At 63.0% G+C, this 26,918-nt stretch carries 19 protein-coding genes; 9 read left to right on the top strand and 10 right to left on the bottom strand.

Features of this window, described 5'->3' with window-relative positions:
• Positions 1-30 precede the first annotated feature (30 nt).
• Genes WDB86_RS17120 through WDB86_RS17090 form a run of 7 tightly spaced genes read right to left on the bottom strand, consistent with a single transcriptional unit; the run spans position 31 to position 9,720 of the window.
• On the bottom strand, positions 31-1,446 hold the full coding sequence (locus WDB86_RS17120; protein WP_341486107.1) for an amidase family protein: 1,416 nt from the start codon (positions 1,444-1,446) through the stop codon (positions 31-33).
• Positions 1,446-3,080 carry a gamma-glutamyltransferase gene (locus WDB86_RS17115; RefSeq protein WP_341486106.1) on the bottom strand — a complete coding sequence of 545 codons (1,635 nt, stop codon included), beginning with the start codon at positions 3,078-3,080 and terminating at the stop codon, positions 1,446-1,448. The genes WDB86_RS17120 and WDB86_RS17115 overlap by 1 nt, the downstream gene beginning before the upstream one ends.
• A gap of 24 nt (positions 3,081-3,104) precedes the next feature.
• Positions 3,105-4,646 carry a M81 family metallopeptidase gene (locus WDB86_RS17110; RefSeq protein ID WP_341486105.1) on the bottom strand — a complete coding sequence of 514 codons (1,542 nt, stop codon included), beginning with the start codon at positions 4,644-4,646 and terminating at the stop codon, positions 3,105-3,107.
• Positions 4,647-4,657: 11 nt separating this feature from the next.
• A complete protein-coding gene (locus WDB86_RS17105) occupies positions 4,658-6,265 on the bottom strand; it encodes an ABC transporter ATP-binding protein (protein WP_341486104.1) in 1,608 nt (535 codons plus the stop codon).
• Between the two features lie 11 nt (positions 6,266-6,276).
• Positions 6,277-7,188, bottom strand: a complete 912-nt coding sequence (locus WDB86_RS17100) for an ABC transporter permease (protein ID WP_406721713.1) — start codon at positions 7,186-7,188, stop codon at positions 6,277-6,279.
• A 20-nt stretch (positions 7,189-7,208) separates the two neighbouring features.
• Entirely contained in the window at positions 7,209-8,150 is a 942-nt protein-coding gene (locus WDB86_RS17095) for an ABC transporter permease (protein WP_341486103.1), read from the bottom strand.
• A 7-nt stretch (positions 8,151-8,157) separates the two neighbouring features.
• The gene (locus WDB86_RS17090) at positions 8,158-9,720 is read right to left on the bottom strand and encodes an ABC transporter substrate-binding protein (RefSeq protein ID WP_406737110.1); all 1,563 of its coding nucleotides are present in this window, start codon (positions 9,718-9,720) and stop codon (positions 8,158-8,160) included.
• A 552-nt stretch (positions 9,721-10,272) separates the two neighbouring features.
• Between WDB86_RS17090 and WDB86_RS17085 the strand changes: the two genes are divergently transcribed.
• The 9 genes from WDB86_RS17085 (at position 10,273) to WDB86_RS17045 (ending at position 23,131) form a co-directional block, all read left to right on the top strand.
• Positions 10,273-11,769, top strand: coding sequence for an amidase (locus WDB86_RS17085; RefSeq protein ID WP_406737104.1), 1,497 nt, complete (start codon positions 10,273-10,275; stop codon positions 11,767-11,769).
• Between the two features lie 9 nt (positions 11,770-11,778).
• Positions 11,779-13,134 (top strand): C69 family dipeptidase, encoded by a 1,356-nt coding sequence (locus tag WDB86_RS17080; protein WP_341486101.1) that lies wholly within the window; start codon positions 11,779-11,781, stop codon positions 13,132-13,134.
• Between the two features lie 20 nt (positions 13,135-13,154).
• Positions 13,155-14,261: a phosphotransferase gene (locus tag WDB86_RS17075; RefSeq protein ID WP_406737103.1), complete on the top strand. Its 1,107-nt coding sequence runs from the start codon at positions 13,155-13,157 to the stop codon at positions 14,259-14,261.
• A gap of 143 nt (positions 14,262-14,404) precedes the next feature.
• Positions 14,405-16,591 carry an excinuclease ABC subunit UvrB gene (gene uvrB, locus WDB86_RS17070; protein ID WP_341486099.1) on the top strand — a complete coding sequence of 729 codons (2,187 nt, stop codon included), beginning with the start codon at positions 14,405-14,407 and terminating at the stop codon, positions 16,589-16,591.
• Between the two features lie 183 nt (positions 16,592-16,774).
• Positions 16,775-18,085 (top strand): MFS transporter, encoded by a 1,311-nt coding sequence (locus WDB86_RS17065; RefSeq protein ID WP_339110053.1) that lies wholly within the window; start codon positions 16,775-16,777, stop codon positions 18,083-18,085.
• Positions 18,086-18,266: 181 nt separating this feature from the next.
• The gene (locus tag WDB86_RS17060; protein ID WP_406737102.1) at positions 18,267-19,523 is read left to right on the top strand and encodes an NAD(P)/FAD-dependent oxidoreductase; all 1,257 of its coding nucleotides are present in this window, start codon (positions 18,267-18,269) and stop codon (positions 19,521-19,523) included.
• A gap of 209 nt (positions 19,524-19,732) precedes the next feature.
• Positions 19,733-20,386 (top strand): ATP-binding cassette domain-containing protein, encoded by a 654-nt coding sequence (locus tag WDB86_RS17055; protein ID WP_330629470.1) that lies wholly within the window; start codon positions 19,733-19,735, stop codon positions 20,384-20,386.
• Complete coding sequence (locus WDB86_RS17050; RefSeq protein ID WP_341486097.1) at positions 20,370-22,178, top strand: capsule biosynthesis protein; 1,809 nt, start codon at positions 20,370-20,372, stop codon at positions 22,176-22,178. Before WDB86_RS17055 ends, WDB86_RS17050 begins: the two co-directional genes overlap by 17 nt.
• A gap of 146 nt (positions 22,179-22,324) precedes the next feature.
• On the top strand, positions 22,325-23,131 hold the full coding sequence (locus tag WDB86_RS17045; protein ID WP_330629472.1) for an SseB family protein: 807 nt from the start codon (positions 22,325-22,327) through the stop codon (positions 23,129-23,131).
• Positions 23,132-23,215: 84 nt separating this feature from the next.
• Here WDB86_RS17045 and WDB86_RS17040 read toward each other — a convergent pair whose 3' ends face one another.
• From WDB86_RS17040 to WDB86_RS17030, 3 genes are all read right to left on the bottom strand, one after another.
• Positions 23,216-24,151 carry an MYG1 family protein gene (locus WDB86_RS17040; protein WP_341486096.1) on the bottom strand — a complete coding sequence of 312 codons (936 nt, stop codon included), beginning with the start codon at positions 24,149-24,151 and terminating at the stop codon, positions 23,216-23,218.
• Between the two features lie 99 nt (positions 24,152-24,250).
• A complete protein-coding gene (locus WDB86_RS17035) occupies positions 24,251-25,552 on the bottom strand; it encodes an FAD-binding oxidoreductase (protein WP_341486095.1) in 1,302 nt (433 codons plus the stop codon).
• On the bottom strand, positions 25,552-26,898 hold the full coding sequence (locus tag WDB86_RS17030; RefSeq protein WP_330629475.1) for a glutamine synthetase family protein: 1,347 nt from the start codon (positions 26,896-26,898) through the stop codon (positions 25,552-25,554). The genes WDB86_RS17035 and WDB86_RS17030 overlap by 1 nt, the downstream gene beginning before the upstream one ends.
• Between the last annotated feature and the right edge of the window lie 20 nt (positions 26,899-26,918).

The raw sequence follows: 26,918 nt of genomic DNA, 5'->3' as shown, positions 1-26,918 counted from the left end.
CGGCGCCGGATATGTGACCGGCAGATCATGTCAGGGCAGTGCGACCGAGACCCGCTTGCCTCTGGCCTCGATTGCCTCTGCCGCCTTCAGCGCGAGATCCTCACGGAACTTGCCGGCCACGATCTGCACCCCGACCGGCGTGCCATCCGCCAGCAGGCCGGTGTTCAGCGTCAACGCGGGAAGTCCGGTGACCGGCAGGCCGATCATCGACATCTGCGCCGCCCAGACCCGCCTATACGAGGCCTCATCCACCAGATCAAGATTATCGGCAAAAGGCAGCTCTGCCGAAGGCGGCAAAAGCAGCACCGGATAGCGGGCCATAAACAGCCCCCAGTCCCGCGCAATCGCCATGCGTGCGGTCAGGGCCTTGGCGATGCAGTCAGGCCCGAGGGACCTGACAAACTCTGCCTGCCCTTCAAGGGCGGCCAAAGCGCCGCGATCCCCCTCGGCCCGGGCGCTGGCCAAAAGCCCGTCATACCCGTCGCCCATCCACAGCGTCAATTGCAAGGGCACCGCCGAAGCCAGATCCGGCAGGGTGTCAAGCACCTCCACCTGCCAGCCCGCCTCCCGCAGGCGGTCCGCCGCCGCATGGAGTTCGGCCACCAGTTCGGGCGCGGTCTGCGCCCCTTCCGGATGGGTGCAGACCGCCGCGCGCCTGGGCATTTGCGGCCCGTGAAACGGCGCAGGCACGGCCCAAGGATCGCAAGGGTCGGGACGCAGCATCGCCTGAAAGGCCAGCCGCAGATCGGCCACGTTACGGGCCAGCGGCCCCGAGACCGCCATGATCTGCCCGCCAATCGTGCGGTCGGGGCCGGAAGCATTCCACGCAGCCACCCGCCCGACAGAGGGGCGCAGCCCGTGCACACCGCAGGCATAGGCCGGATAGCGCACCGAACCCGCAATATCGGTGCCATGACCGATCGCTCCCAGACCCGCCGCCACCGCCGCCCCCGCGCCGCCTGAAGAGCCCCCCGGCGTCAGGCCTTTCTTGCGCGGGTTATGGGTCGCCCCGTGCAGCAGGTTATTGGTGAACCAGCGATAGCTGAAGGCAGGCGTATTGGTGCGCCCCAACGAGACCGCCCCCGCCGCCAGAAAGCTTTCCACCACCGGATTATTGCTTCGGGCGATCAGGGCCTGCTGCGCCTTCAGCCCGTTGGTCGTGGCATAGCCGGTCTGGTCGACATTGACCTTGATCGTTACCGGCACCCCCGCAAGACAGCCTGCCTCATCCCCGCGCGCAAGCCTTGCATCCACCGCATCGGCTGCGGCCAAGGTCTTTTCGGGCTGGAAATCGACGATAGCATTGATCTGGCCATTGACCGCCTCGACACGGTCGATATGGGCCTGCGCCACCTCGCGGGCGCTAAGTGCGCGCGCCTTGATCGCAGCGGCCAGACGGGTGGCGGGCCAAGCCCAGAGGGCCGGATCGGTCGGCATGTCTTTCATCAGATCTCTCCTCGACAGGGGGGAACAGGCATCAGCGGCGCGCCTTCGACCACCGCCTCGGCCCAGAGGTGCCACGGCTCGGCCATGCCTTCATTGACCGGCCCATCGGGCCCGTGCTGGCGGCGCACCGCGCCCAAAGTGGTAAAGCTGTTGGGCTGGATCTCGCGGTCGGCCAGCACCAGATCGAATGCCGCCGCAAGCGTCCTGATGGTGGGCTGCCCCAGCCGCGCATCCGCCACCAGAACCGGCGGGGCGGAAAGGTCGTAGCGGGGGGCGGCAATCGCGTCGTGCAGGCCATAGCCATGATCGACCAGATGGATCAGCGCCTGATAGATGGCGGGCAGGATCTTGCGCCCGCCGGAGCCGCCAATCGCCACGGTCTCGCCCGCCCCTGTCATCATCATCGGCGCATAATTGGCCAGCGCCTTGGTGGCAGGCGCAAGACCATTGACCCGTCCCGCCCGCGGGTCGAACCAGTTCACCCCGTTATTGAGCAAGATCCCCGTCGAAGGCGACAGCACCGCCGAGCCGAATAGCGACAGAAGCGTCTGCGTCATCGAGACACACATGCCCTCGGCATCAACCACGCTGAAATGGGTCGTGCAACTGGGCAGGCTACGTTCGGCCCCGTCGCCCATTTCGCTGAAGCGATGCGCCCATGCCCGCGCCAGCGCCTGGGCACTGGCCAGACAGCCTTGCGGCGATGGAACCGCCGCCCCATCCGGCGGTGTCTCGTTGAAATAGCGCAGGGCCAAGGCCACCGTGACCCCGCCATTGAGAACCGGCACGAAATGCACCTTGCGGTCGCGGAAGGGGGCCGTGGCGGCGGGCGAAATCTCGGCCCGGAACCCCGCCAGATCCGCGCAGTCCAGATAGCCGCCCAAGGTCTGGATATCGGCGCATAGTGCTTTGGCAACCGGCCCGTGATACAGCGCCTGCGCCCCTTCCTTGGCGATCACCGCAAGGGTTTCGGCCAAAGCGGGATTGTGCAGCCGTGTCACACGCCCCGCCACCGCCGCAGGGGCAACAGGCGGCAGGCCCTCGGGCAGGAACCACGCGGCCAAAGCCTCGTTGCGGCGGAGACGTCCCATTTCCTGCGCCGCCCATGCGGTAACATGGGCATCCACCACCAGCCCGTCTTGCGCCAGCGTCTGCGCTGGGGCCACCAGATCGGCCCAGGGCAGGCGGCCAAAACGTTCATGCGCCGCCTGCACCCCCCGCAGAAGCCCCGGAACACAGATGGATTTCGCCCCGACCACATTACGGTCTTCCAACACATTGGGCCAACCGAACAGATCGCCATCCTTCCCCTCGACCAGCGGAAAATCCTGCGGGTCCAGCGCCGCCGGAGACACCGCCCCCGCATCGATCGCCGTGACGCCCTTGCCGTCGGGACGTATCAGAATGGCCCCCACCCCGCCGATCCCGCTCATCCACGGCTCCAGCACCCCCAGCGCGAAAGAGGTCGCAATGGCGGCATCCACCGCCGTGCCCCCTTTGGCCAGAATATCCGCGCCGATCTGGGCCGCATGGCGGTTTTGCGCCGTGACGATACCCCGCGGGCTGCGGACTGCGGGTTTGGTTAAAGAGAGGCTGCGCGACATATGCGGCGAGCGGATATCGGTCATCGTCATCAGGACCCCATTCTGGCAAGCGGATCAGGCAGGAAGGCGGAGCGCCGCAAGGTGTTCGGCCCGATGTTCGGCTTGCGTCGGGCCTTCGGGCATCAGCCGCAGGTCATCGCGCAAATGCGCCCACTGCCAGTCGGTGGCGCGCATCATCATCGCGCCTGGAGCGGTGGCGGTGATGATCTCACCCGCAATCGGGGCAAAATCGGCACGGAAATGGATGGCGCTTTTGACAACAAGGATCGGCGTCGTCTCGGGGGTAATCCCTGCAAAGCGGAACATCTCGCGATCGGCCATCTGCGCCTTCTGGCTGGCCACCACGATCCGCACGCCATTAAGGCGCAGGCAGGCAGCAGGGCCAAGATGCATCTCGCGCGTGCCATAATAGGGGCCAAGCGTGCGCAGCTGCCCATCCGACAGATGCTCGACGGTGAAGCTGGCCTCAAGGGGGCTATCGCCTGCAACATCGCTATGGCCACCAAGAGACAGCGTAACCTCGGCCCCCTCGCCCGCCTGATGCGCCAGCGCCACGGCCTTCGGGTCCCACAGCACGCCCACCGCCGCATCGGGCACATCCGCCGCCAGAAGCGCCTTGATCAGACCCATGGTATCCGAGCTGCCGCCCGCACCGGGGTTGTCCTGCGCATCGGCAATCACCACCGGCGCGCAGCCTTGCGCATTGCGGGCAAGCGCATGGGCCACGGCCCCCTCTGGCGTGTAAAGCGCGCCTTGGAAGGCGCTTTCCGCGGCCTCGACCCGAGCCAGAAGTGCGGCCACTGCAGCCTCAGCCTCTGGTGCTGCCGCGCCATAGGCCCAGATCAGCTGGCCGCATTCGTCGAAATCCGCCGCCGGAAAACCCATCGCATAGGAGAGGCTGATCGCGCCCGTGTCCTCTTCGATCTTCGGCAGGGCAGCATAAAGCCCGTCGGCGGGCGCATTCATCGTAGATTGCCAGCAGATGGGGATCATATAATCCGGCGCCGCCATAGCCCGCGCGAAAGGCCGCCCCAAGACCACCCGCTTTTGCAAGAGATCAAAGGCCGCCGCCCCTGTATCGGCGCTATCCACATGCGGGTAGGTCCGATAGGCCACCAAGGCATCGGTCATCTCGACCATCCGGCGGGTCACATTGGCATGCAGGTCAAGGCTGACAACCAGCGGCAGATCCGGCCCGATGATCTGACGGATGCGCTCGATCAGCTCGCCCTCGCCATCGGGGATATGTTCGGCACACATCGCGCCATGCAGGTCCAGATAGACCGCATCGGCAGGCAGGGCTGCGGCGATCAGGTCACAAATCTCGCCCGCGATTGTCTCGTAACAGCCGCGCGTCACCGGACCCGAGGGCACCGCCATCGCCCATAAGAGCGGGTCCACCTCGACCCCTGCCGCTTTGGCCGCGCGCAGGAAACCGGCGGTGGGCAGATTGACGGTCTCGGTCATCACCTCGGTGATCGCCGACCCTCGGCAGAGCGCGGGAAAGCCGCCGCCATGTTCAAAGGCCGCCATATCGGCGCGATCCTTGGCGAACGTATTGGTCTCATGCTGGAAACCGGCAAGCAAAACGCGCATGTCTTCTCCTCTCAGACGGCCCGCAACAGCGGGCGGAAGTTCTGGAAATCCCACTCTGGCGCGGGGGCGGCCTCGATCAGCGCGCGGGTATAGGGATGCGAGGGGGCCATCAGCACATCCCGCGTGGCACCCTGTTCGACGATCTGCCCCTTCTGCATCACCACAAGCGCATTGCAGATCTGCGCAGCCACCCGCAGGTCATGGGTGATAAACAGCACCGACACGCCGGTGCGGTCGCGGATATCCTCCAGCAGATCCAGCACCTGCGCCTGCACCGACACATCCAGCGCCGAGACCGCCTCATCCGCGATCAACAGATCCGGCTCCATCACGATGGCCCGCGCAATGGCGATCCGCTGGCGCTGCCCGCCCGAGAACTGATGCGGATAGCGGTCCATCACCGAGGCCGGAAGATTGACCATCTCAAGCGTCGCCGCAGCCTTGGCCCGCGCCTGAGCCTCGGGCATGCCGTAGTTCAAAAGCCCCTCCATCAGCGATTGCGCGATGGTCCGGCGCGGGTTGAGCGAGCGGTAGGGGTCTTGGAAGATATACTGCACCTGTTTGCGCATCTCGCGCAGATTGCGCATCGGCACGATATCTTTGCCCTGCAGGCGCACTGCACCGTCACTCGGGTCTGTCAGCCGCATCACACAGCGCGCCACGGTGGATTTGCCCGAGCCGCTTTCGCCGATAATCCCCGTAATCTCGCCCTTGCGGACGGTGAAATTGATGTTCTGCGCGGCCTTCACCTCGGTCCTGCCCTTGCCATAGGTCTTGGCAAGGCCGATCACATCCAGCACCTTGGGCTGATCCGGCAGTGGTGCGAAACGCGGCTGCACCGAGGAAATCAGCATCCGCGTATAGTCCTGTTTCGGGCGCGCAAGGATTTCATCGCGCGTGCCGGTTTCCACCAGATCGCCACGGTTCATCACCACGATCCGGTCGGCAATATCCGAGACCACACCGAAGTCATGGGTGACAAAGACCACCGCCGTGCCTTCCTCTTCCTGCAACTCCTTGATCAGCTTCAGGATCTGCTTCTGCGTGGTCACATCCAGCGCGGTGGTGGGCTCATCGGCCAGCAACACACGCGGTCGCAGGATCAGCGCCATGGCGATCACGATGCGCTGGCGCTGCCCGCCCGAGAGCTGATGCGGATAGCTGCCATAGATGCGCGCGACATCGGGCAGATGCACGCGCTCCATCATCTGCAAGACCGATTTCCGGCGCTCGGCCTTGGACAGCTTGGTATGCAGACGCAGCACCTCGTCGATCTGCTCGCCCACCGTCTTCACCGGATTAAGCGCGGTCATCGGTTCCTGGAACACCATCGACACTTTGGAGGCCCTGAGCGCCCGCATCCGCGCGGGCGTGGCCTGTAGCACATCCTCGCCATCCAAGAGGATACGCCCCGTGGTGACCTGAAGCGCATCCTTCGGCAGAAGCCCCATCACCGCCATAGAGGTGATCGACTTGCCCGAGCCGCTTTCGCCCACCACACAGACCGTCTCGCCGGCCTTCACGGTAAAGCTGATATTGCGGGTGATCGGGCGGGCGCCTTTGGGACGGGTGTCGATGCTGACATCCTCGACCGAGAGCACAACATTTTCATCCTTCATAACACGTCCTTTCAGAGGCGTTTCGCCATGCGCGGGTCCAGCTGGTCGCGCAGCACATCGCCCAGCATGTTCACGCTGAGCACGGTCAGCGACACCATCACACCGGGGAAGAAGATCAGCTCGGGCTTGAGCAGGAAGAACTTGCGCCCGTCGGCCATCATATTACCCCAAGAGGGGATTTCCGGCGGCACGCCTGCGCCCAGAAAGGACAGGATGGATTCCGTCATGATCGCGGCGGCAAAGATATAGGTGCCCTGCACCAGCAAAGGCGCCACCGTATTGGGCAGCATATGCCGCCAGACCATCTTGCCCATCGAGGTGCCCAGAACCGAGGCCGCCTCGACATAGGGTTCATTGCGCACCCCCATGATGACGCCGCGCACCATCCGCGCCACGCGGGGAATTTCGGGGATGGAGATCGCAATCAGCACTGTGGTCAGCGTGCCGCCCGAAATCGCCACCAGCGCCACCGCCAGAAGCACGCCCGGAATGGCCATCAGCCCGTCCATCACGCGGCTGAGCACCGCATCAATCCATTTGAAATAGCCGGTCAGCACGCCGATCACCATCCCGAAGAGGATCGAGATCACCACCGTCCCCGCCCCCACCGCGAGCGAGATCCGCGACCCGTAGATGATGCGCGCGAACATGTCGCGGCCATAGCTGTCGGTGCCAAGGAGGTGCTCGGGCGATGGCGGCTTGAGCCGCACCGAAGGGTCAAGCTGGATCGGGTCATGGGCGGTGATCAGCGGCGCAAAGACCGACATCAGCACGATGACCAGTAGCACCGCGCCGGAAATCTTGGCAGGCCAGCTGGAGAAGACGCCGCCAAGGGCTGCCATCAGACCGGATTTCCGGCCATTGCCCTCCATCTCCGGCAGGCTGAGGGGCGCATCATCAAGGGCGGAAGTATCGGATTTCATGAAAGTCCTCCTGAGCTTGGTCAGTGACGGATGCGCGGGTCGAAGACGCCATACAGGAGGTCAACACAGAGATTGATCACCACATAAATGGCGGAAAACAAAAGGATCACGGCCTGAATGACGGTGTAATCCCGCGCCAGAACGGAATCGAGCACCAGCCGCCCGAGGCCCGGAATATTGAAGACCGACTCTGTCACCACCACACCGCCGATCAGCATGGCAATCGACACGCCGATGATGGTGATGATCGGCACGGCGGCATTTCCCAGCGCATGGCTCATCAGCACGGAGCGTTCGCGCAAGCCCTTGGCGCGGGCGGTGCGGATGTAGTCCTCGCCCATCACCTCGATGACATTGGTGCGCACGATGCGGGCAATCAGCGCGATATAGGGAAAGCTTAGCGCGACCGAGGGCAGCACCAGCCGTTCGATAAAGCCGCCAAAACCATTGGCCAGCGGCTGGTAGCCCTGCACCGGAAACCAGCCCAAGATACGCGAGAAGACCAGTATCAGCACATAGCCGATGATGAAGACCGGCACCGAGAACCCCACGACCGACCCCGCCATGACCAGACGGTCCAGCCATTTGCCCTGCTGCCACGCCGCAATCACGCCCAGCGGGATCGAGACGGCAATCGCCAGCACCACGGTGCAGAGGCTCAGCGCCAGAGTCGGGCCGAAACGGTCCATGATCAGCTCGGTCGCGGGTTTGCCGGAAATCAGCGAGGTGCCCATATCGCCATGAGCCATATTGCCCAGCCAGATCACCAGCTGTTCAAGCAGGGGCTTTGTCAGCCCCATGCTCTCGCGCAGTTGCTCAAGCTGCTCGGGGGTCGCATTGGGCCCCGCAATCATCACCGCCGGATCCCCCGGCGACAGGCGCAACACGAGAAACACGATGATCGCGACCATCAACAGCACCGGAATGGCCGAGAGGATACGTTTGGTGATGAACAGCAGCATGTCAGGATCACTCCGACTTGGTCACATTCCAGAAGACGGGGGCTTCCGCTTCGGGCATGCCCTGCAGCTTGGCCGAGACCACATTGATATTGGCGAATTCCCCCATCGGGATCATCACGACGTTATCAATGGCCAACTGGTCGATCTCCTTGGCGATCTGCACCTGAGACGCGGTGTCGGGCGCTTCGGCAAAGGAGGCACGCAGCTCTTCGATCTTCGGCACATCCGGCCAGCCGAACCACGCGCTATCCCCGCCTGCCGCCGTGCCGATAAAGCCCACCGGATCACCCACATCGGGCAGCACATTGGTCGTCGAGAAGATGTTCCAGCCACCCTCGGCCACCGGCGCCTTGGACGCGCGACGCGCCACGACACTGGCCCAATCCATCGCGACCACATCCACCTTGAAGCCGCCATCGCGCAGCTGCTGGGCAATCACCGGACCCTGCGGTGCCAGAGACGCCAGATCGGTGGCCTGCATCAGCATGATGGGCTTGCCGTCATAGCCCGCCTCTTGCAGCAGTTCCTTGGATTTCTCGGGATTGGCCTTGATGATCTCCTCGGCCTTATAGTCGGTGGCATAAGGGCCGGAACAGCCGAAGACGGCAGCACAGGTGCTGGAGCTGTCTTCAGCCGTGCCCACCTGCGCGTTCAGCATGGGTTTCTGGCCAAGCGCGGCCATCGCGGCCTCGCGGTATTTGAGGTTGTCAAAGGGCGGTTGCGTCCAGTTCAGCCGCACGAGGTTCTGGCTGCCCTGTTTGGCGAAGGCCTGCGTGTAGAAATCGGGGTTGCCATCGACCAGCGGCAGAAGATCCTGCTGCACCTGTTCCACAAAATCGACCTCACCCGACATCATGGCGGTCAGGGCGGTCATCGGGTCGGGCATGGCGGTCCAGATGACCTTATCCACCTTCACGACCTTGCCGCCCGCCATCCCGCTGGAGGGTTCGTCACGCGGCACATAGTCCTCGTTTTTCAGGAAGACCGCCTGCACCCCCGGCTGATAGGACGCGCTGTCGAATTTGAACGGGCCGGAGCCGATGGTCGAGGTGATCGGCGTGGAAATCGGCGTCTCGGCCACGGCCTTGGGCATCATGAAAGGTGCAATCCCCGAGGGCTTGGACAGCGCCAGAAGCGCGATCCCCGTCGGTTCGGCAAAGGTCATGGTGAAGGATTTATCGTCCACGACCTCCATTGCGCTCATCAGCTTGGCCATCACCTGACCGGTCTTGTCGACCTGATCCCAACGCGCGATCGAGGCCACACAATCCGCCGCCGTCACCGGCGTGCCATCATGCCATTTCAGCCCGTCGCGCAGGGTGAACGTATAGGTGAGCCCGTCCTCCGAAACTGCCCAGCTGGCCATCTGCGGCTGGACCTTGCCCGCCTCGTCGCGCGCCAGCAGCGTGTCATAGACCATATAGCCGTAATTGCGCAGGATATAGGCCGTGCTGATCGCCGGATCGAGCGCGCGCAGGGGCGCATTCATCACGGCGGTAATGGTGGTTTCGGCATGGGCGGCGACAGAGCTGGCTCCCAAAAGCACTGATACCAGCGCACCCTTGAGCAGCCCCGAAGAAGACTTCGGAAGAAACATGATGATCTCCTGTTGGACGTCGTGCTTTGGATTGTTGGTGATTGTCGACAATCACTCGTTCAGGGTAAGGGCAGATCTTTTCTCCAAGCAAGCCCCAGTTCTCAAAAGCTCAAATTTTATGTGATCGGTCAAAGGGATGCCCGAGGATCGCGGCGTAAAAATCAAACCATATCATACATATATGATAATCAAGATTATTATTTAGGCAGATTTATTCAGGGAATATTTTGCCATAGGCCTCCATAATACACCTTATAAATTCAATCTATTCGGCAATCTTTTCAGTACCTTAACAAAAAATCTCTCACTGATGCCAAATCTGCAGGCCGTGGCAGAACCGTTCTGTAAAACAGGCCAAAATTTTTGACATTGATTATTGTCGACAATTTTGTAGCGTCGATAGAGAGACAGGATCGGGGGCAGAACAATCGCTCCCTCTCCGCATATCCCCCATGCCACTGGCACCTGTACCTCCCCGCTCAGGGGCTGGCAGGGCCTGCTTGCCACCAAGCGCCGGAGACCCGCATGACCGACACAATAGACGCCTCCCTTACAATGAGTTGGGACGAATGGTACGCCCATGACGGGCTGGGGCTGGCCCAGCTTATCCGTGCGGGCGATGTCACCGCCGAAGAGGTCGCCGCTCAGGCGGCCCGCGCGATCCGTGCGGTCAATCCCGAAATCTGTGGCGTTGTCGAGGTCTTTGACGATGCCGTGGCCGATAGCGCGGGACATGGCACCAATACCCAAGGCCCCTTCGCTGGGCTGCCCTTCCTGATGAAGGATCTGGGGCCGACCGTCGCGGGGCGGCTGCAGGAACAGGGCTCGCTTTACCTGAAAGGCAACCGGCCCGAGAAAGACGCCTTTCTGACCACGAAGATCAAACAGGCGGGGCTGAATATCATCGGGCGCAGCACAACGCCGGAATTCGGCTGCTGTAGCTCGGCCGAGAACCCTGCCGTCTATGTCACCCGCAATCCTTGGGACACGGGCTTCACCAGCTGCGGGTCTTCTGCGGGGTCTTCGGTGATGGTGGGCGCGGGCGTTTTACCGCTTGCGCATGGCACTGACGGGGGTGGCTCGATCCGGATTCCCGCGGGCTGCTGCGGGGCGATCGGGCTGAAATCCTCACGCGGGACCTTCTCGATTGCGCCCGCCAATTCCGATTTCTCCTCGGTGGTCTCGACGCAAGGCTGCATCTCGCGCACGGTGCGCGACACCGCCGCCTTTGTGGACAGCTGCCGTGGCGGAGCGCCGGGGGAATTCATGCCCTTCTGGCACCCCGAGACGCCCTTCCTTGAACAGATCCAGAATGACCCGCGGCGGCTGAAGATTGCTGTCTCGCATGAATGGGGGCCCTATGCGGCCACGCCCCATATTGCAGCCGAACTCACCCGCGTGGCGGAGTTCTTCGAGAGCCTCGGCCATTATGTGGAATTCGTCACGCCCAAGGTGGATTTCGAAAAAGCCTATGCCGCCCAGACCACCTGCTATATCTCGAATTTCGCGCAGGTGGTGAATAACCTCTTGCGGATGAAGGGGTTGGACACCCCCCCCGAAGACCTTTTCGAGCCGATGAACATCCGCATCTGGGAACAGGGCAAGGATATCAGCTATACGACCCGCGCCGATATGCAGCTGGATTTCAACGAAACCGCCCGAGCCTTCGGCGCAGCCTTTCAGGAATGGGACATCCTGCTGACCCCCACCACCGCGCGCGAGACCCCCACCATCGGCACCACCGAATATCTGACCACCACCGATAACCCTTCGGCACTTGACTGGTTCGAGAACCTCTGGGGGTTCTTCGCCTATACGCCGCTCAACAATCTCTGCGGCACCCCCGGTATGTCGCTGCCGCTGGCCGTTCATGCCAATGGGTTGCCCTTGGGGATGCAGATCCATGCCGCCCAAGGCAATGACGGGTTGCTTTTGCAATTGGCCGCTCAGGTCGAGCGCGCGATCGAAGGCAAGTGGAATCAGGGCCGCCTGCCGCAGGTCCATGTGACCAAGCTCGGCTGAGGGGACCCCATGTGCGACACAATACTGGTTCTGGGCAGCCTCACCCAAGACGGGCGCAGCTATTTTGCCAAGAACTCGGACCGCGCGCCGAATGAGGCACAATATCTGACGAAGGTGGAGGCCGCAAGCCATGCCTCTGATGCCCGCGTCCAAGCCACCTATATCGACCTGCCGCAGGTCGGGCACACCTATGCCTGTATCGGCTCGCGCCCGTGGTGGATCTGGGGGTTCGAGCATGGCGTCAACGAACATGGGCTGACCATCGGCAATGAGGCCGTCTGGTCGCGACTGGCGGCAGATCAGGGGCCGAACCTTCTGGGCATGGATCTCCTGCGCCTCACGCTGGAACGCGCCCGTGATGCCGATGAGGGGCTGAAGGTGCTGACCGGCCTGATCGAGACCTATGGTCAGGGGGGCCATGCCGCTTTGACCCGCGAGATGGTCTATCACAACGCCTTCCTGCTGGCCGATGGCCGCTCAGGCTGGGTGGTGGAAAGCGCGGGCCGCCATTGGGTGGCCCGCAAGGTCACGCAATGGGCCGCCATTTCCAATGTCTATTCGATCGGGCGCGATTATGACCTGATCTCGGATCAGGCCGAGGCTTTTGCCACTGAACAGGGCTGGCATCCGGCAGGCACGCCCTTTGACTGGGCGCGCGCCTATACCGATAGCACCCGCGCCAATCTGCCCGCCTGCCATGCGCGGCTTGCCATGTCGCGCGCCAAAGTGGCGGGCCTGCCCAAGGGCCGGATCGGGCTGACCGAGATGATCGACGTGCTACGCGATCATGGCGGCGATCCGGACCGGCATCCGGCGGCGGGCGGTCAGGCCTGTGTCTGCATGCATGGGGTCAGCGCCAGTTCCGGTTCGGAAACCGCCGCTTCGATGATCGTGGCCCTGCCAGCCACGCCGCAGACCCCGCGCGAGATCTGGGTCAGCCTTGCCTCGCCCTGCCTGTCGGGCTTCATTCCGGTCTGGCTCGATACCGATCTGCCCAAAGGCTGGAGCCAGCCCGCCCACCATACCGACCCCGATCAATGGTGGGATATCGAGCGCCTGCAACGGCTGATCGACCCCGATTATACCAGCCTCGCCCGAGGCTTGCGAGCGCAGTTCAACGGCATGACCCATAAGGCGAGGGCCGAGCTTTCCCTTGCCAGCAAAGCCGATGCCGCCACCCGTAACGCCGTATCCCAACGCGCGGCCCGCAGCTATCGCGAGATCGTCGATGCGGGATTGCAGGACCGCGCCGACCGCCCGCGAAGCCCCGACCCGCGCGGAGACTATCTGGCGGACATCAATCGCGCCATCCCCCGCACCAGCCGCGATGCACGCGAAGACCTTGCCTTGCACGCCAGCCCCTAGACCTCAGGACGGAGCCCGCCTTGCCCAACCCCGATCCCTGCCTCCCCCCTGTTTCCGGCCCGCTTCCCGCTTTGCCTGCGACAGGCGCGCCGGAAAGGATCGACCTCGGGTCGCTCTCGACCCGCTGTCAGACGGTCGGGCCGGAACACGCCGCCCGTCTGGCGCAGGAGCTCTGGGGCCTATCCGGCGATATCACGCGGCTGGACACCGAAAAGGACGATACATTCGCGCTCCGCCAACAGGATCGCAAACTGATCTTCAAGATCGCCAATCCGGCAGAGCCGCCCGCCGAACTCGACCTTCAGATCCAGACGCTCGCCCATCTGAACCGCCACGCCCCCGATCTGCCTGTGCCGCGGATTGTGCCCGCGCTGAATGGTGCCGCGCTTGTGGCTTTGCCGCTGGCCGACGGGATAAGGCATGCGCGGATGATGACCTATCTTGAGGGCGATCTGCTCGACACTCTGCCCCCGCTTGGCCCCGAACAATACCGGATTGGCGAAATGAACGCCAAGCTACGGCTGGCCATGACCGATTTCCGCCACCCCTTTGCCGCCCGCCAGCTGGCATGGGATATCCGGCACCTGCCGAGGCTGGCAGAGCTTCTGGACCACGTGCCTGACCAGAGTCAGCGAAGTGCCCTGACCCGTGCCTTTCGCCAGATCCTGTCCCTGCGCGACGACATCGAGGCCCTGCCGCGGCAAATCCTGCATAATGATTTCAGCCGCTCGAACCTGCTGGTTGACCGCCGCAAGGCGCAACCAATCACCGGCATCATCGATTTCGGCGATGTGGTCGAAACGGCTGTGGCCATCGACCTGTCGACCGCCATGCTCAACCAGCTGCCTCGCGATGCCGCCGAACAGGGACAGGACGGGATGTTTGCCGGACCGACCCGCCTTTTCGAGGGCCATATTGCCCATGCCCCGCTTTCCAAGGCCGAGCGCCGCCTGTTGCCGCATCTGGTCTTCGCCCGCGTCGTGACCCGCGCGCTGCTCACGCTCTGGCGGGCCGGTCAGTTCCCCGAAAACCGTGCCTATATCCTGCGCAATACCGCGCAGGGCTGGGCGCAGCTTGACTGGTATCTCAGCCAGAATCCGGCGGCGCTCTCTGCCCGTCTGCTGTAAGATCGCCCCGCCCTGCCCGCTGCGGGCGGCGGCTGGAAAAAACGAGGAAATATCGTGAACATTTTTCCCCTGATCGGGCTTATCCACTTGAAAGCCCCGCCGCCTATGCCACATCTATGGGCGTCCCCGATAGGTAGAGGTTCATGCCCCATAACAACACCAATCTGCCCACCGAACGCCCCGATGTGCTGACCAAGCCCAAGCTGGAAGGCGGTCGGCGCTTTGTCATGCATTCGGAATTCTCGCCCGCAGGCGACCAGCCCACGGCCATTGCCGAGCTGTCTCAGGGCGTGCGGGACAACGAGCGCGATCAGGTGCTGCTGGGGGCGACGGGCACGGGCAAGACCTTCACCATGGCCAAGATCATCGAGGAGACCCAGCGTCCCGCGATCATCCTTGCGCCCAACAAGACGCTGGCCGCCCAGCTTTATGGCGAGTTCAAGGGCTTCTTCCCCGAGAATGCCGTCGAATATTTCGTGTCCTATTACGACTACTACCAGCCCGAGGCCTATGTGCCGCGCTCGGACACCTATATCGAGAAAGAATCCCAGATCAACGAACAGATCGACCGGATGCGCCACTCGGCCACGCGGGCGCTTCTAGAGCGTGACGATGTGATCATCGTGGCCTCGGTCTCCTGTATCTATGGTATCGGTTCGGTCGAAACCTATTCCGCCATGACGCAGGATCTGAAGGTGGGCGAGCTTTACGAGCAGCGCAAATTCCTCGCCGATCTGGTGGCGCAGCAGTATAAACGCCTTGATGCGGCCTTCGTGCGCGGGTCCTTCCGCGTGAAGGGCGATACGGTTGATCTTTGGCCGGCCCACCTTGAGGACCGCGCTTGGCGCTTTGCCTTCTTTGGCGAAGAGCTTGAGGCGATCACCGAATTCGACCCGCTGACGGGGGCGAAATCCGACAGTTTCGACCAGATCCGGATTTACGCCAATAGCCACTACGTCACCCCGCGCCCGACGCTGAACCAAGCGACCAAGGGCATCAAGAAAGAACTCGGGTTGCGGCTGAAGCAGCTCAATGACGAGGGCAAGCTTCTGGAGGCCCAGCGGCTGGAACAGCGCACCAATTTCGACCTCGAGATGCTGGAAGCCACGGGCGTCTGTAACGGGATCGAGAATTACTCGCGCTATCTCACGGGCCGCGCGCCTGGCGAGCCGCCGCCCACTTTGTTCGAGTTCATCCCCGATAATGCGATTGTCTTTGCCGATGAAAGCCATGTCACCGTGCCGCAGATCGGCGGCATGTATCGCGGCGACTACCGGCGCAAATTCACGCTGGCCGAACATGGCTTCCGCCTGCCGTCCTGCATGGATAACCGGCCCCTCAAGTTCGAGGAATGGGACGCCATGCGCCCGCAGTCGGTCTTTGTCTCGGCCACCCCCGGCAAATGGGAGATGGAGCAGACGGGCGGTATCTTTGCCGAACAGGTGATCCGCCCGACGGGTCTTCTGGATCCGGTGATCGAGATCCGCCCTGTCGAGACTCAGGTTGATGACGTGCTGGATGAGATCCGTCTGGTCGCCGCCAAGGGGCTGCGCACCCTAGTCACCACGCTGACCAAACGTATGGCCGAGGATCTGACTGAATATCTGCACGAACAGGGTGTGCGGGTGCGCTATATGCATAGCGATATCGACACGATTGAACGCATCGAGATCCTGCGTGACCTCCGCCTTGGGGCCTTTGACGTGCTGATCGGGATCAACCTTCTGCGCGAGGGTCTGGATATTCCCGAATGCGGGTTGGTGGCGATCCTCGATGCCGATAAGGAAGGCTTCCTGCGCTCCACCACCTCGCTGATCCAGACGGTGGGCCGTGCGGCGCGGAACGCCGATGGCCGCGTGATCATGTATGCCGATAAGATCACCGGCTCGATGCAGGCCGCCATCGACGAGACCGACCGCCGCCGTGCCAAGCAGATCGCCTATAACGAGGAACATGGCATCACCCCGCAAACCGTGCGCAAGAATGTCGAGGATGTGCTGGCGGGGCTTTATCAGGGCGATACCGATATGTCGCGTGTCACCGCCAAGGTCGATAAGGTCAAACCTGGGGCGAACCTTCAGGCGCATCTGGACAGCCTGCGCGCCGAGATGCGCAAGGCCGCCGAGAACCTCGAATTCGAGGAAGCCGCCCGCCTGCGCGACGAGGTCAAGCGGCTTGAGGCGGTAGAGCTGGCCGTCTCGGATGACCCGATGGCGCGGCAATCGGCGGTGGAAGAGGCCTCTGACGCTGCGGTCAATTCGCGTGGCAGATCCACCGCAGGCCGCCCCGGCCAGCGCGGCGGCAACGTCCAGCGGCGCAAAAAACGCTAACCTCCCTATCTCCGACACGAACACCGCGCAGGGCAATCTTGCGCGGAGGGCTCCCCTTTGCCGCGAGAAGGCGCGCAACGGACGGCAATATTGTGCGCATGCTCACAAAATAGCGGGTTACAGAGACTCTTTTATTCCGATAACCCGCCAAGGTTAGCAATTTTGCAAACAATACACACTGGAATAAGAAATAAAATGTCGGACATATCCTCAGCCAATGGCTTCGCCGACGCAAAAGCCCCCGCCAGAAACTCGGCGGGCAAGGTTTTGCTGGCCAGCCTGATCGGGACCACGATCGAATTCTTCGATTTCTACGTCTATGCCACCGCCGCCGTGCTGGTCTTCCCCACGCTATTCTTCCCCAATGAAGACGGCATGACCGCTCTGCTGGCCTCTTTCGCGACCTTCTCCATCGCGTTCTTCGCACGGCCTATGGGCGCGGTCGTGTTCGGCCATTTCGGCGACCGGATCGGACGCAAGGCCACGCTGGTGGCGGCGTTGCTGACGATGGGCGTCTCGACCGTCGTCATCGGGCTTTTGCCGACCTATGCGCAGATCGGGGTCGCCGCGCCGCTTCTGCTGGCGCTGTGCCGCTTTGGCCAGGGCTTCGGTCTGGGCGGCGAATGGGGCGGGGCGGTGCTGATGGCCACCGAAAACGCCCCCGAGGGCAAGAAGAACTGGTATGGTATGTTCCCGCAACTGGGCGCGCCGGTGGGTCTGTTCCTGTCCTCCGGCCTGTTCTGGCTGCTTTTGCAATTCATGCCGAAAGAACAGTTGCTTGGCTGGGGTTGGCGCATTCCCTTCGTCGCCTCCATCGCGCTGGTGGTGATCGGGATGTGGGTGCGCCTGTCGATCACCGAGACCCCCGCATTCCAGGAGGCGATCGAGAAGGACGAACGTGTGGCGGTGCCGGTGTTCGAACTCTTTGCCAATCACAAACTGTCGATCTTCCTTGGCACATTCGTGGCGATGGTGACCTTCGTGCTGTTCTATATCGGCACGGCCTATCTGCTGTCCTATAACGTGAAAGTGCTGGAAATCCCCTTCACGGACGCTTTGGTGATGCAGCTCTGGGGCGCCATCATCTTCGGGTTGGCGATCCCTGTTGCAGGGCTTGCGGCCGAGCGTTTCGGTCGCCGCGAGGTGCTGATTGTCACCACCATCCTGATCGCCGCCTTCTCCTTCCTCGTGCCGGTTCTGATGGTGGCCAATGAAGGCGCGATCCTCTTGTTCGTCACGCTGTCGATGATGCTGATGGGCCTGACCTACGGCCTGATCGGCACCGCATTGGCCGCCCCGTTCCCGACCCGCGTGCGCTATAGCGGCTCGTCGATCACCTTCAACTTTGCCGGCATCGTAGGCGCCTCGCTTGCCCCCTATGCCGCAACATGGCTGCAGGCCAATTACGGGCTGGCCTATGTGGGCTACTATATGGGGGCTGCGGCGCTGATCACGCTGGCCTGTATCTTCGCGATTGGCCGCGAGAAGATCTAGGACCAACCGCCCTATCTGTCCGAACTGCCCCGGCCAATGGCCGGGGTTTTTCGTTGAACTGCTCCCGAATTGGGCAGGCTCGGCCCGGTCTCCGGCACAGCCATGCGAAACCGCCGATCCGGCTCGACATTGGCGAAGACCCTGCCCAATCTGCACCGGAACACAGCCGAAAGCCTGCCCCATGCCGATGTCATCGCTCTGGTCCGCCACCGCCCCCGCAGGGCCAGCACTGCCCGCCCTGCAAGAGAGCCTGCACAGCGATGTGCTGGTGATCGGCGGCGGCTTGCAGGGCCTGTCCACCGCCCTGCATCTGGCCGAAGCGGGCACGGCGGTAACCCTTCTCGAAGCGGCAGATCCCGGTGAGGGCGGCTCGGGGCGCAATGGCGGGCAGGTCATTCCCGGCCTGAAGGACGACCCCGACACGCTGGACCGCCTCTTCGGGCCGGAAGCGACAGAGTTTGCCGGATCGACCGCGACCATGCTCTTCGATCTGGTCGCGCGGCTCGGGCTGGACTGCGATGCCGAGCGCACCGGCTGGATTCAGGCGGCAGACAAACAGGTGCTTCTTCCGGCGCTGGAACGGCGCATGTCCGAATGGCAGGCCCGCGGGGCCGATGTCGGTTGGCTCGACGCCAAGGCGATGGCCGCGCATACCGGCAGCCACCGGTTCAAGGGCGGCTGGATAGACCGGCGCGCCGGCCAGCTGCACCCGCTGAAACTGGTGCGCGCCCTGACCGCTGCGGCCTTGGCCGCAGGCGTGCAGATCTATGCCCGTTCGCCGGTGTGCAGCATGGCACGGCAGGGCCGCCACTGGGTCGCCACCCTGCCCGAGGGCGCGCAGGTCACAGCCGAGCGCGTGCTGCTGGCCACCAACCGCTACACCCCGCCGGATCTGCATCGCGGGCTAAGCCGCGCGACACTGCCCGCGCATAGTTTCCAGATCGCGACACGACCGCTCAGCACGTCAGAGCGCGCCCGTATCCTGCCCCGCCGCACCCCCGTCTCTGAAGCGCGGCGGGTCGGCACCTATTTCCGGCTGGGGCCGGAAAACCGGTTGCTGCTGGGCGGACGCGGCGATTTCACCGCCCCCGAGGGCCCGCGGCGCTTCCGCATGATCGAAGCCGAGATCCGCCGCCTCTATGGTGCGGGCCTGACGATGGAGCATTACTGGTACGGGCGTATCGCGATGACCCCCGACCACCGGATACGGCTTGTGACCCCTGCCCCCGGTCTTTTTGCGGCCACGGGTTTCAACGGGCGCGGGGTAGCGCTGGCCACGGCGCTAGGCCAACGCATTGCCGAACATTTCCTGACCGGACGCCCGATGCCACTGCCGGTCCAGACCCAAATGACCCAGATGCCCCTCTACGGGCTGCATCCCCTCTATGGCACCCTCGCCCTCCATTATTACCGCCTGCGCGATGCACTGGACCGCTAGGCAAACCGAATCGCTCGCGCGGCGCAAAATGCAAAGATCCGCGTCGTCGTTGCCTCTGCGTGAACAATAGCAAAATTACACCGCATATATTTCGGCCAACCCGACATAATCTTGCCCGATTGTGATCTTAGGAGCTTTGTTAACGACGATAAGCTAGTTGTAAGACGAGCCGACCGTCGCAGAGCGTCACAACCAGGGGTGGGAGGGAAATGCTCGAGTTTGAAAATGTCAGCAAGTCCTTCTGGACGGGCAAGCAGCGCAAAGTCATCCTTGATCGCGCCAGCTTCCGTGTGGAGCTGGGCAATTCGCTTGGCATCCTTGCCCCCAACGGCACCGGCAAGACCACCATTATCAACATGATGGCCGGTCTGGAAAAGCCCGACGAAGGCACGATTCGCAAAACCTGCCGCGTGTCCTTTCCGCTGGGATTCATGGGCGGCGTGGTCACCAAACACACCGCCCGCGAAAACGCGCGGTTCATCGCGCAGCTCTACGGTCTCGACCCCGATTACGTCGAGGCCTTCTGCCGCTGGCTTTGCGGCATTGCCGAATATTTCGATATGCCGGTCGGCACCTATAGTCAGGGCATGAAAGCGCGGTTCACCTTCTCGCTGCTGCTGGCTCTGGAATTCGATATTTACCTGATTGACGAGGGAATGCCCTCGACCACCGATGTGGTGTTCAACCGCAAGGCAGGGTCCATCCTGCGCGAAAGGTTGCAACGCTCGACGGTGATCGTCGTCTCGCACCAAGCCGAGACATTAGAGAAATTCTGTCGGACGGCTGCCGTGCTCCGCGATGGCCAACTTTATATGTTCGACACTCTGGAAGAAGCGAAGCGGATGTATGACTACACAGCCTAGGACCACCAAATATCGCATCCGCCGTCACGCGCTTCAGGCCAAAGCCACGCCGGTCGCAGCCCCCGCAGGAACGCCCGACGCCGCCCTAACCAGTGCGCCCCAAACCGACGCGACCCTGTCGCGGGATGCCGCGCAAGCCGGAACCGTTGCCGCGCAACCGGCCAAACCGCAGCCGGAGCGGCCCCGCAATGCCGCTTTGGGCGCGATGGAGGAAAAGGACGCAGCCAAGGATCCGGCCGCCATTTTCGAACAGCATGATGACGGGTTCGGCGATATGAAATTTGCCGATGCCCAGCGGATGCAGCAGGAAGCCGAGGCCGAGCAGGTTCTCGGCAAGGACGAGCTGACGCTGGAGGAAGAGATCGAGGCCATCCGCAAGGAAGGCCTGACCGGTCGTCAGCTACGCCTTGCCCGCCGTATGGCGCAAAAGCACAATATCGCGGCGACCTCGGATTTCGAGGCGGTGCTGCTGCTGCGTCGCAAGGGCATCGACCCGCTGGACCGCTCCAATATCCTGTCGCTGGTCAAACCGGGCAAAACCGAAAACCTGCCCGCCGTGCCGCCCAAACGCAGCCTGACCAAAACGAATGCGATGGCCGTCGCCACCGCGACACCCTCGCCCGCCGATATGATGACCGAGGAACATCGCGCCAGCGAGATCCTCGCCATCCAGCGCGATATCACCCGCAGGCGGCGGCGCAAGCTGATATTGCTGGCCACACGGCTGGCGTTTTTCGTCCTGCTGCCAACGGTGGTTGCGGCCTATTACTATTTCGTCATGGCCACGCCCACCTATGCCACCAAGACCGAATTCGTGATCCAGAAAGCCGATGGCGTCGCCTCCAGCGGGATCAGCAGCCTGTTCTCGGGCACGCAGCTGGCCACAAATCAGGATAGCGTCACGGTCCAGAGCTTCCTGCAATCGCTGGAAGCCATGAAGCGCCTCGACGCGGAACAGGGGTTCAAAAAGCACTTCCAGCAGGCATTCATCGACCCGCTGCAACGTCTTCCCACCCCCGCCAGCGATAACGAGGCCTATGCGCTTTACAAGAAGGTCGTCAAAATCGGCTATGATCCTTCGGAGGGGGTGATCAAGATGGAGGTCATCGCCGCCGATCCGGAAACCTCGGCCCGCTTTGCCAAGGCGCTGATCTCCTATGCCGAAGAACAGGTGGACCAGTTGACCTCCCGCCTGCGCGGCGACCAGATGCAGGGCGCGCGCGACAGCTATGATGATGCCGAGGCCAAGGTTCTGGCAGCACAACAGAAAGTGCTGGAGCTGCAGGAGAAACAGGGGGTGCTTGACCCCGTCTCCGAAAGCAGTCTGGTGATGGGGCAGGTGTCGGCCTTCGAAACGCAGCTCCAGCAGAAGCGGCTCGAACTGGGCCAGTTGCAAGACAACCCCAGCCCCAATGCCGCGCGCGTGGCCGGTGTCCAAGGCGATATCAGCCGCCTCGAAGCCCTGATCGCCAATCTGCGCAAGCAACTGACGCAGAAGACCTCCTCCACCGCCTCGCTCGCCGCCGTGACCGGTGATCTGCGTATCGCAGAGGCGGATCTGGCCACCCGTCAGGGCCTTCTGGCACAGGCAGCCCAGCAGATGGAAACCGCAAGGCTCGAAGCCAATAAACAGGTGCGCTATCTGGAAATGGGCGTGCGCCCCATCGCTCCGGATGCCCCGACATATCCCCGCGCGTTCGAGGATACGGTGGTGGCCTTCCTGATCTTTGCGGGGATCTATATGATGCTCTCTCTCACAGCCTCGGTGCTGCGCGAGCAAGTCTCAAGCTGACCCTCCCCGCCTGCGCAAAATGCCAAAATGCCACAAGCCCGCAGGTCCACAAGACCTTCGGGCTTGCCATACTCCAACGCGCGCAATAGGGCTTTGGGCCGAAGCCGCCCGCCTTGCCTGCGGCCCGCCTCTCGGAAGGATTCCAGATGACCCCCTATGACCGCGCCCATGCCGCTATGACCGCCGAACCGGAAAACGATGCCCTGCGTCTGGCCGTTTACGACCGCCTTGCCGATGCCGAACTCTTCCTGCTGCTGGAAGACGAGGTCGAGGGGCAGGACATCCGCCCGCAGGTCTTCGAAGCCGAGGACGGGGCCTTCGTGCTTGCCTTCGATACCGAAGAACGCATGGCCGACTTCTGCGACGGCCCGATGCCCTATGCCGCCCTGCCCGGCCGGATCATCGCGCAGAATCTCGTGGGAGAAAATATCGGCCTCGGCATCAATCTGGGCGTGGCCCCCTCGGCCATGCTCCTGCCGCCCGAAGCCCTCGACTGGCTCAGCGAAACGCTGACCCATAGCCCGTCCCATATAACAGGCCGCCCCGTCAGCTTCGAGGCCCCCGCCCTTCCGCCCGCCATCCTCGGGCTACTGCTTCCGGCCTTCGAAGCCAAATTCGACCAACTGATCGGCGCGGCCACCCACGCGCTTCTGGGCGGCGTCACCTATGAAGACGGTCATAAAGGCCATGTTCTGGCCCTGCTGGGCACCCCTGAAAGCGCGCGTCCGGCCATCGCCAAAGCGATGGGCGAGGCGCTGACATTCTCCGGCCTTGATGCGGGCGAGCTGGATGTCACCTTCCTCGACGAGGACAGCGAGGCCGCCCAACGCCTGCTGGCCAAGGCGCTCGTGCTGCACCTCCCCGAGCATGAGCATGAGGAAGCTCCCGCCGCGCCGCAGGAAAAACCCAAAGGCCCCGGCATGGACCCGTCCAAACCGCCCATTCTGCGATAGGACGGCCTGCGCCCACCCGTTCCAACTGCTCTAAATATCCCGGGGTGAATTGGGGCCGTCAGGCCCCAAGAGGGGCAGCGCCCCTCACACGACCCCGCGCGCCAAAGCGTCGTCCACCGCCAGCCGCGCCATCTCCATGACCGCCTCGCGCGAATTGGCGGCGGCGATGAACCGCCCGTTATGGCAGAATTTCGCGCCCTTGACGCCCGAGGCCTCTTCCAGCGCCACACCGTTCAGCCCCGCCCAAGCGGCAGGCAGATCGGCTCGGTTCTCGAACCCCTCGTCAAATTTGCGGATCGTGCCCAAGGTCCAGTCTTCCGGACCGCGCGGCGTCACGACAAACCAAAGCTGGTCAGCCCCCGCCTTCACCACTGCCGGACGGAACGGCATGCCCGTCGGCAGTTCCAGAATACGCCCCTCACCGGCGGCGACAATGGCCTCTGCCACCATGCCCGCCGCCCGCAGCTTCGCCGCAGAGCGCGCCACCCGCGCTTCCAGAAAGGCGCGCGCAATGCCTACAGCCTGCCAGAATGTGCGGATTTCCCCCTCGGGGTCCTTATCGTCAAAGACCGGACGCAGGGTCTCGATCAGCCCCGGCAGGGTCATCGCCTGAAGCGCCCCCGCCTCGCCAGGGGACAGTTTGCCATTATCGACCAGATCAACCGGCTGCACGAAGCTGCGGTCCACGCCGTCATGCACCTCGTCCAGATGGGCCTCCGGCACGCCGGAGCTGCGCAGATAATCGCGCCCGAATTGTGCCCAGACCAGCCCGAAAGAACTCAGCGGCGCACCGTCCTCGCGCACAGGGGCCTCGCGCTGATGGTGATCGTAGATATTGCGGGCCGGATCGAAATCGCCGCCCACATCGTAAATCACACGGCCCTCTGCCGGCACCAGCCATTGCGGATCACGCGTGCGCACCAGTTCGGCCTGAGGGAAAAGCCGTGTCAGAACGACTGTCGAAAACACTTCATCGGCATGGAAACCGCCCGAATGGGTCACAAGATGGGTGATGGTCATGGCGCGCGACCTCCAATAAACAACAATGGCCGCAAATAGGCAGGGCTTGCGTCGAAACACAAGCCCTGCCCGCAGCCGATCTCAAAGCCGGTCGTCCGGTCAAAGCCCCAGACGGTCGCGCAATTCGTAATACCACGAACCGATCACCGAATAGGGCACGCGGAAGGTCCGCCCGCCGGGGAAGGGGATCCAGCGCAGCTTGGCGAAGACGTCAAAGCGCGAGGCATCCCCGTCGATCGCTTCCGACAGAATCCGCCCGAACGTATGCGATCCCGTCACGCCGTGGCCCGAATAGCCATGCGCGTAATAGGTCGCATTCCCCAGCCGTCCCATCTGCGGCACGCGCGAGAAGGACAGCGCGAAATTGCCCGACCACGCATAGTCGATCTTCACATCGGAAAGCTGCGGGAAGACCTTCATCATATTGCCCCAAAGCTTGGCCTTGATGTCCTTCGGGTCGGTCCCGCCATAAACGGTGCCACCCCCGAACAACAGCCGCTTGTCGGCAGACATACGATAGTAATCAAGGATATAGCGCACATCCTCGATACAGGTATCGGCGGGCATAAGCTCGGCCGCGCGGGCCTCGCCCAAGGGCTCGGTCGCCATCACCTGCGTCGAGACCGGCATCACGCGGTTTTCCAGATCGGGCACCACATGGCCCAGATAGGCATTGCCGCACAACACCAGAATGCGGCAGGTGATCTGCCCCTTTTCGGTCTTGATCACCGGACGTGCCGCCTGCGTGTCCACCGATACCACCGGAGACATCTCGTAGATCGTGCCGCCATTGGCCTCGATGGCCGCCGCCTCACCCAAGCACAGGTTCAGCGGATGCATATGCCCGCCCGTGGGGTCGATCATCCCGCCCACATAAAGATCGGTCGCGGCATGCTCGCGGATTTCCGCCTTGGTCAGCATCCGCTGGTCGCACAGACCATAGCTCTCCCAAAGCTGCTTTTTCTCCTCAAGCTCGCGCATATGCATGTCGTTGAAGGCGGCAAACACATTGCCATCCTTCAGATCGCATTGAATGCCATAGGTCGAGACGCGCTCGCGGATGATCTTGCCACCCTCGGTCACCAGCCCCGCCACAAAGCGCGCGGTGTCCTTACCATAGGATTTACCGATCTTCTGCAGGCTGGCGTTCAGCCCGTTGACGATCTGCCCGCCATTGCGCCCAGACGCGCCCCAGCCGATGCGCGCGCCCTCGACGACCGTTACCTGATAGCCCTTCTCGGCCAGATGCAGCGCGGTCGAAAGCCCCGAAAAGCCTGCGCCGACGACGCAGACATCGGCCTCCTGCGCCCCTTCCAGCTGCGGGCGCAGCGGTGCGGGGTTGGCGGAAGCCGCATAATAGCTGCCCGTATGGGCACCCGTTCCGGCGTAAGAAACAGACATCAGACTGCCTCCAGATAGCTGTGGAATTCGAAATCGGTCACATGGCGGGTGAAGCGGCGCAGCTCCTGCTGCTTGCACTGCACGAACATCCGCTTGAGACGTTTGGAGTAGATCTGCTCGATATGCGGCCCGCGGGCAAAGGCGTCAATAGCCGAGGCCCAATCCAGCGACAGATGGTCCAGATCCAGCGAATAGGCATCGCCCTCGATCGGTTCCGGCGGCTGCCATTCGCCCTCGATCCCCAGAAGCGCGCCCCCCAGGATAGAGGCCAGCACCAGATAGGGGTTGGCATCGGCGCCTGCCACACGATGCTCGATCCGGCGGGCCTTATGGTGACCGCCCGGAATACGGATCGCGGCGGTGCGGTTCTCATAGCCCCAAGCCACCGAGGAGGGCGCGTGGCTTCCGGGCAGCAGACGGCGGAAGGAGTTCTCATGCGGTGCGAAGACCAGAGCATTCTCCTGCATGGTGCGCAACAGCCCCGCGACCGCATGGCGCAAGAGGGGCGTGCCCTCCTCACCGCCATTGTCAAAGGCGTTATTGCCGTCCTTGTCCTGCAGCGAGAAATGCACATGCATCCCCGAACCGGCGCGGTCGCCGTAGGGTTTCGCCATGAAGGTCGCGGCAAAGCCGTGCTTGCGGGTGATCCCGCGCACCAGCCGTTTGAACAGCACCGCATCATCGGCAGCCCGAAGCGGGTCATCGACATGCATCATGTTGATTTCAAACTGCCCTGCCCCGTTTTCCGAAATCGCGGTATCGGCGGGGATATTCTGCGCGCGGCAGGCGTCATAGATCTCGTTCAACAGCTCGTCAAAGTGCTGCAATTCGTCCAGCGACAGCGCGCCATCGCTATCCAGCCGCTTGCCGGTCACCGGCGAACAGGGCGGCTGCGGCGTGGCCTCGGAGGGGTCCACAATGTAGAATTCCAGCTCGGTCGCCACCACCGGCGTCAGCCCCAGCGCCTTGAAACGGTCGCAGACGCTTGCCAGCGCGCGGCGCGGATCGCCCATGAAAGGCGTGCCATCCTCATTGGCCATCCATAGCTGCGCGAAGGCCGCCGGACGCGAGGTCCAGCTGATCAGGCTCAACGGCCGCCCCGTAAAATCACCGATCCCGTCGGCATCGCCCGTATCGAAGACCAGCTCCGACCCTTCGATATCCTCCCCCCAGATATCCATCCCCAGCAAGGACAAGGGCATCCGCAAAGAGCCGTTCTTGACCTTGTCGACATGTTCAATCGGCAGGCGTTTCCCCCGCATGACCCCGTTCAGGTCGCAGATACAGGCAAAGACGGTCTCGACATCCGTCTCGTTTTCCAGGTCGTGTTTGACGCGGCTTGTCATGATTGCTCCCGCAAAAATGT

The sequence above is a fragment of the Thioclava sp. GXIMD4215 genome (assembly GCF_045291555.1).
Taxonomy (GTDB): Bacteria; Pseudomonadota; Alphaproteobacteria; order Rhodobacterales; family Rhodobacteraceae; genus Thioclava; species Thioclava litoralis.
This window is presented reverse-complemented; position numbering and strand designations above follow the sequence as displayed.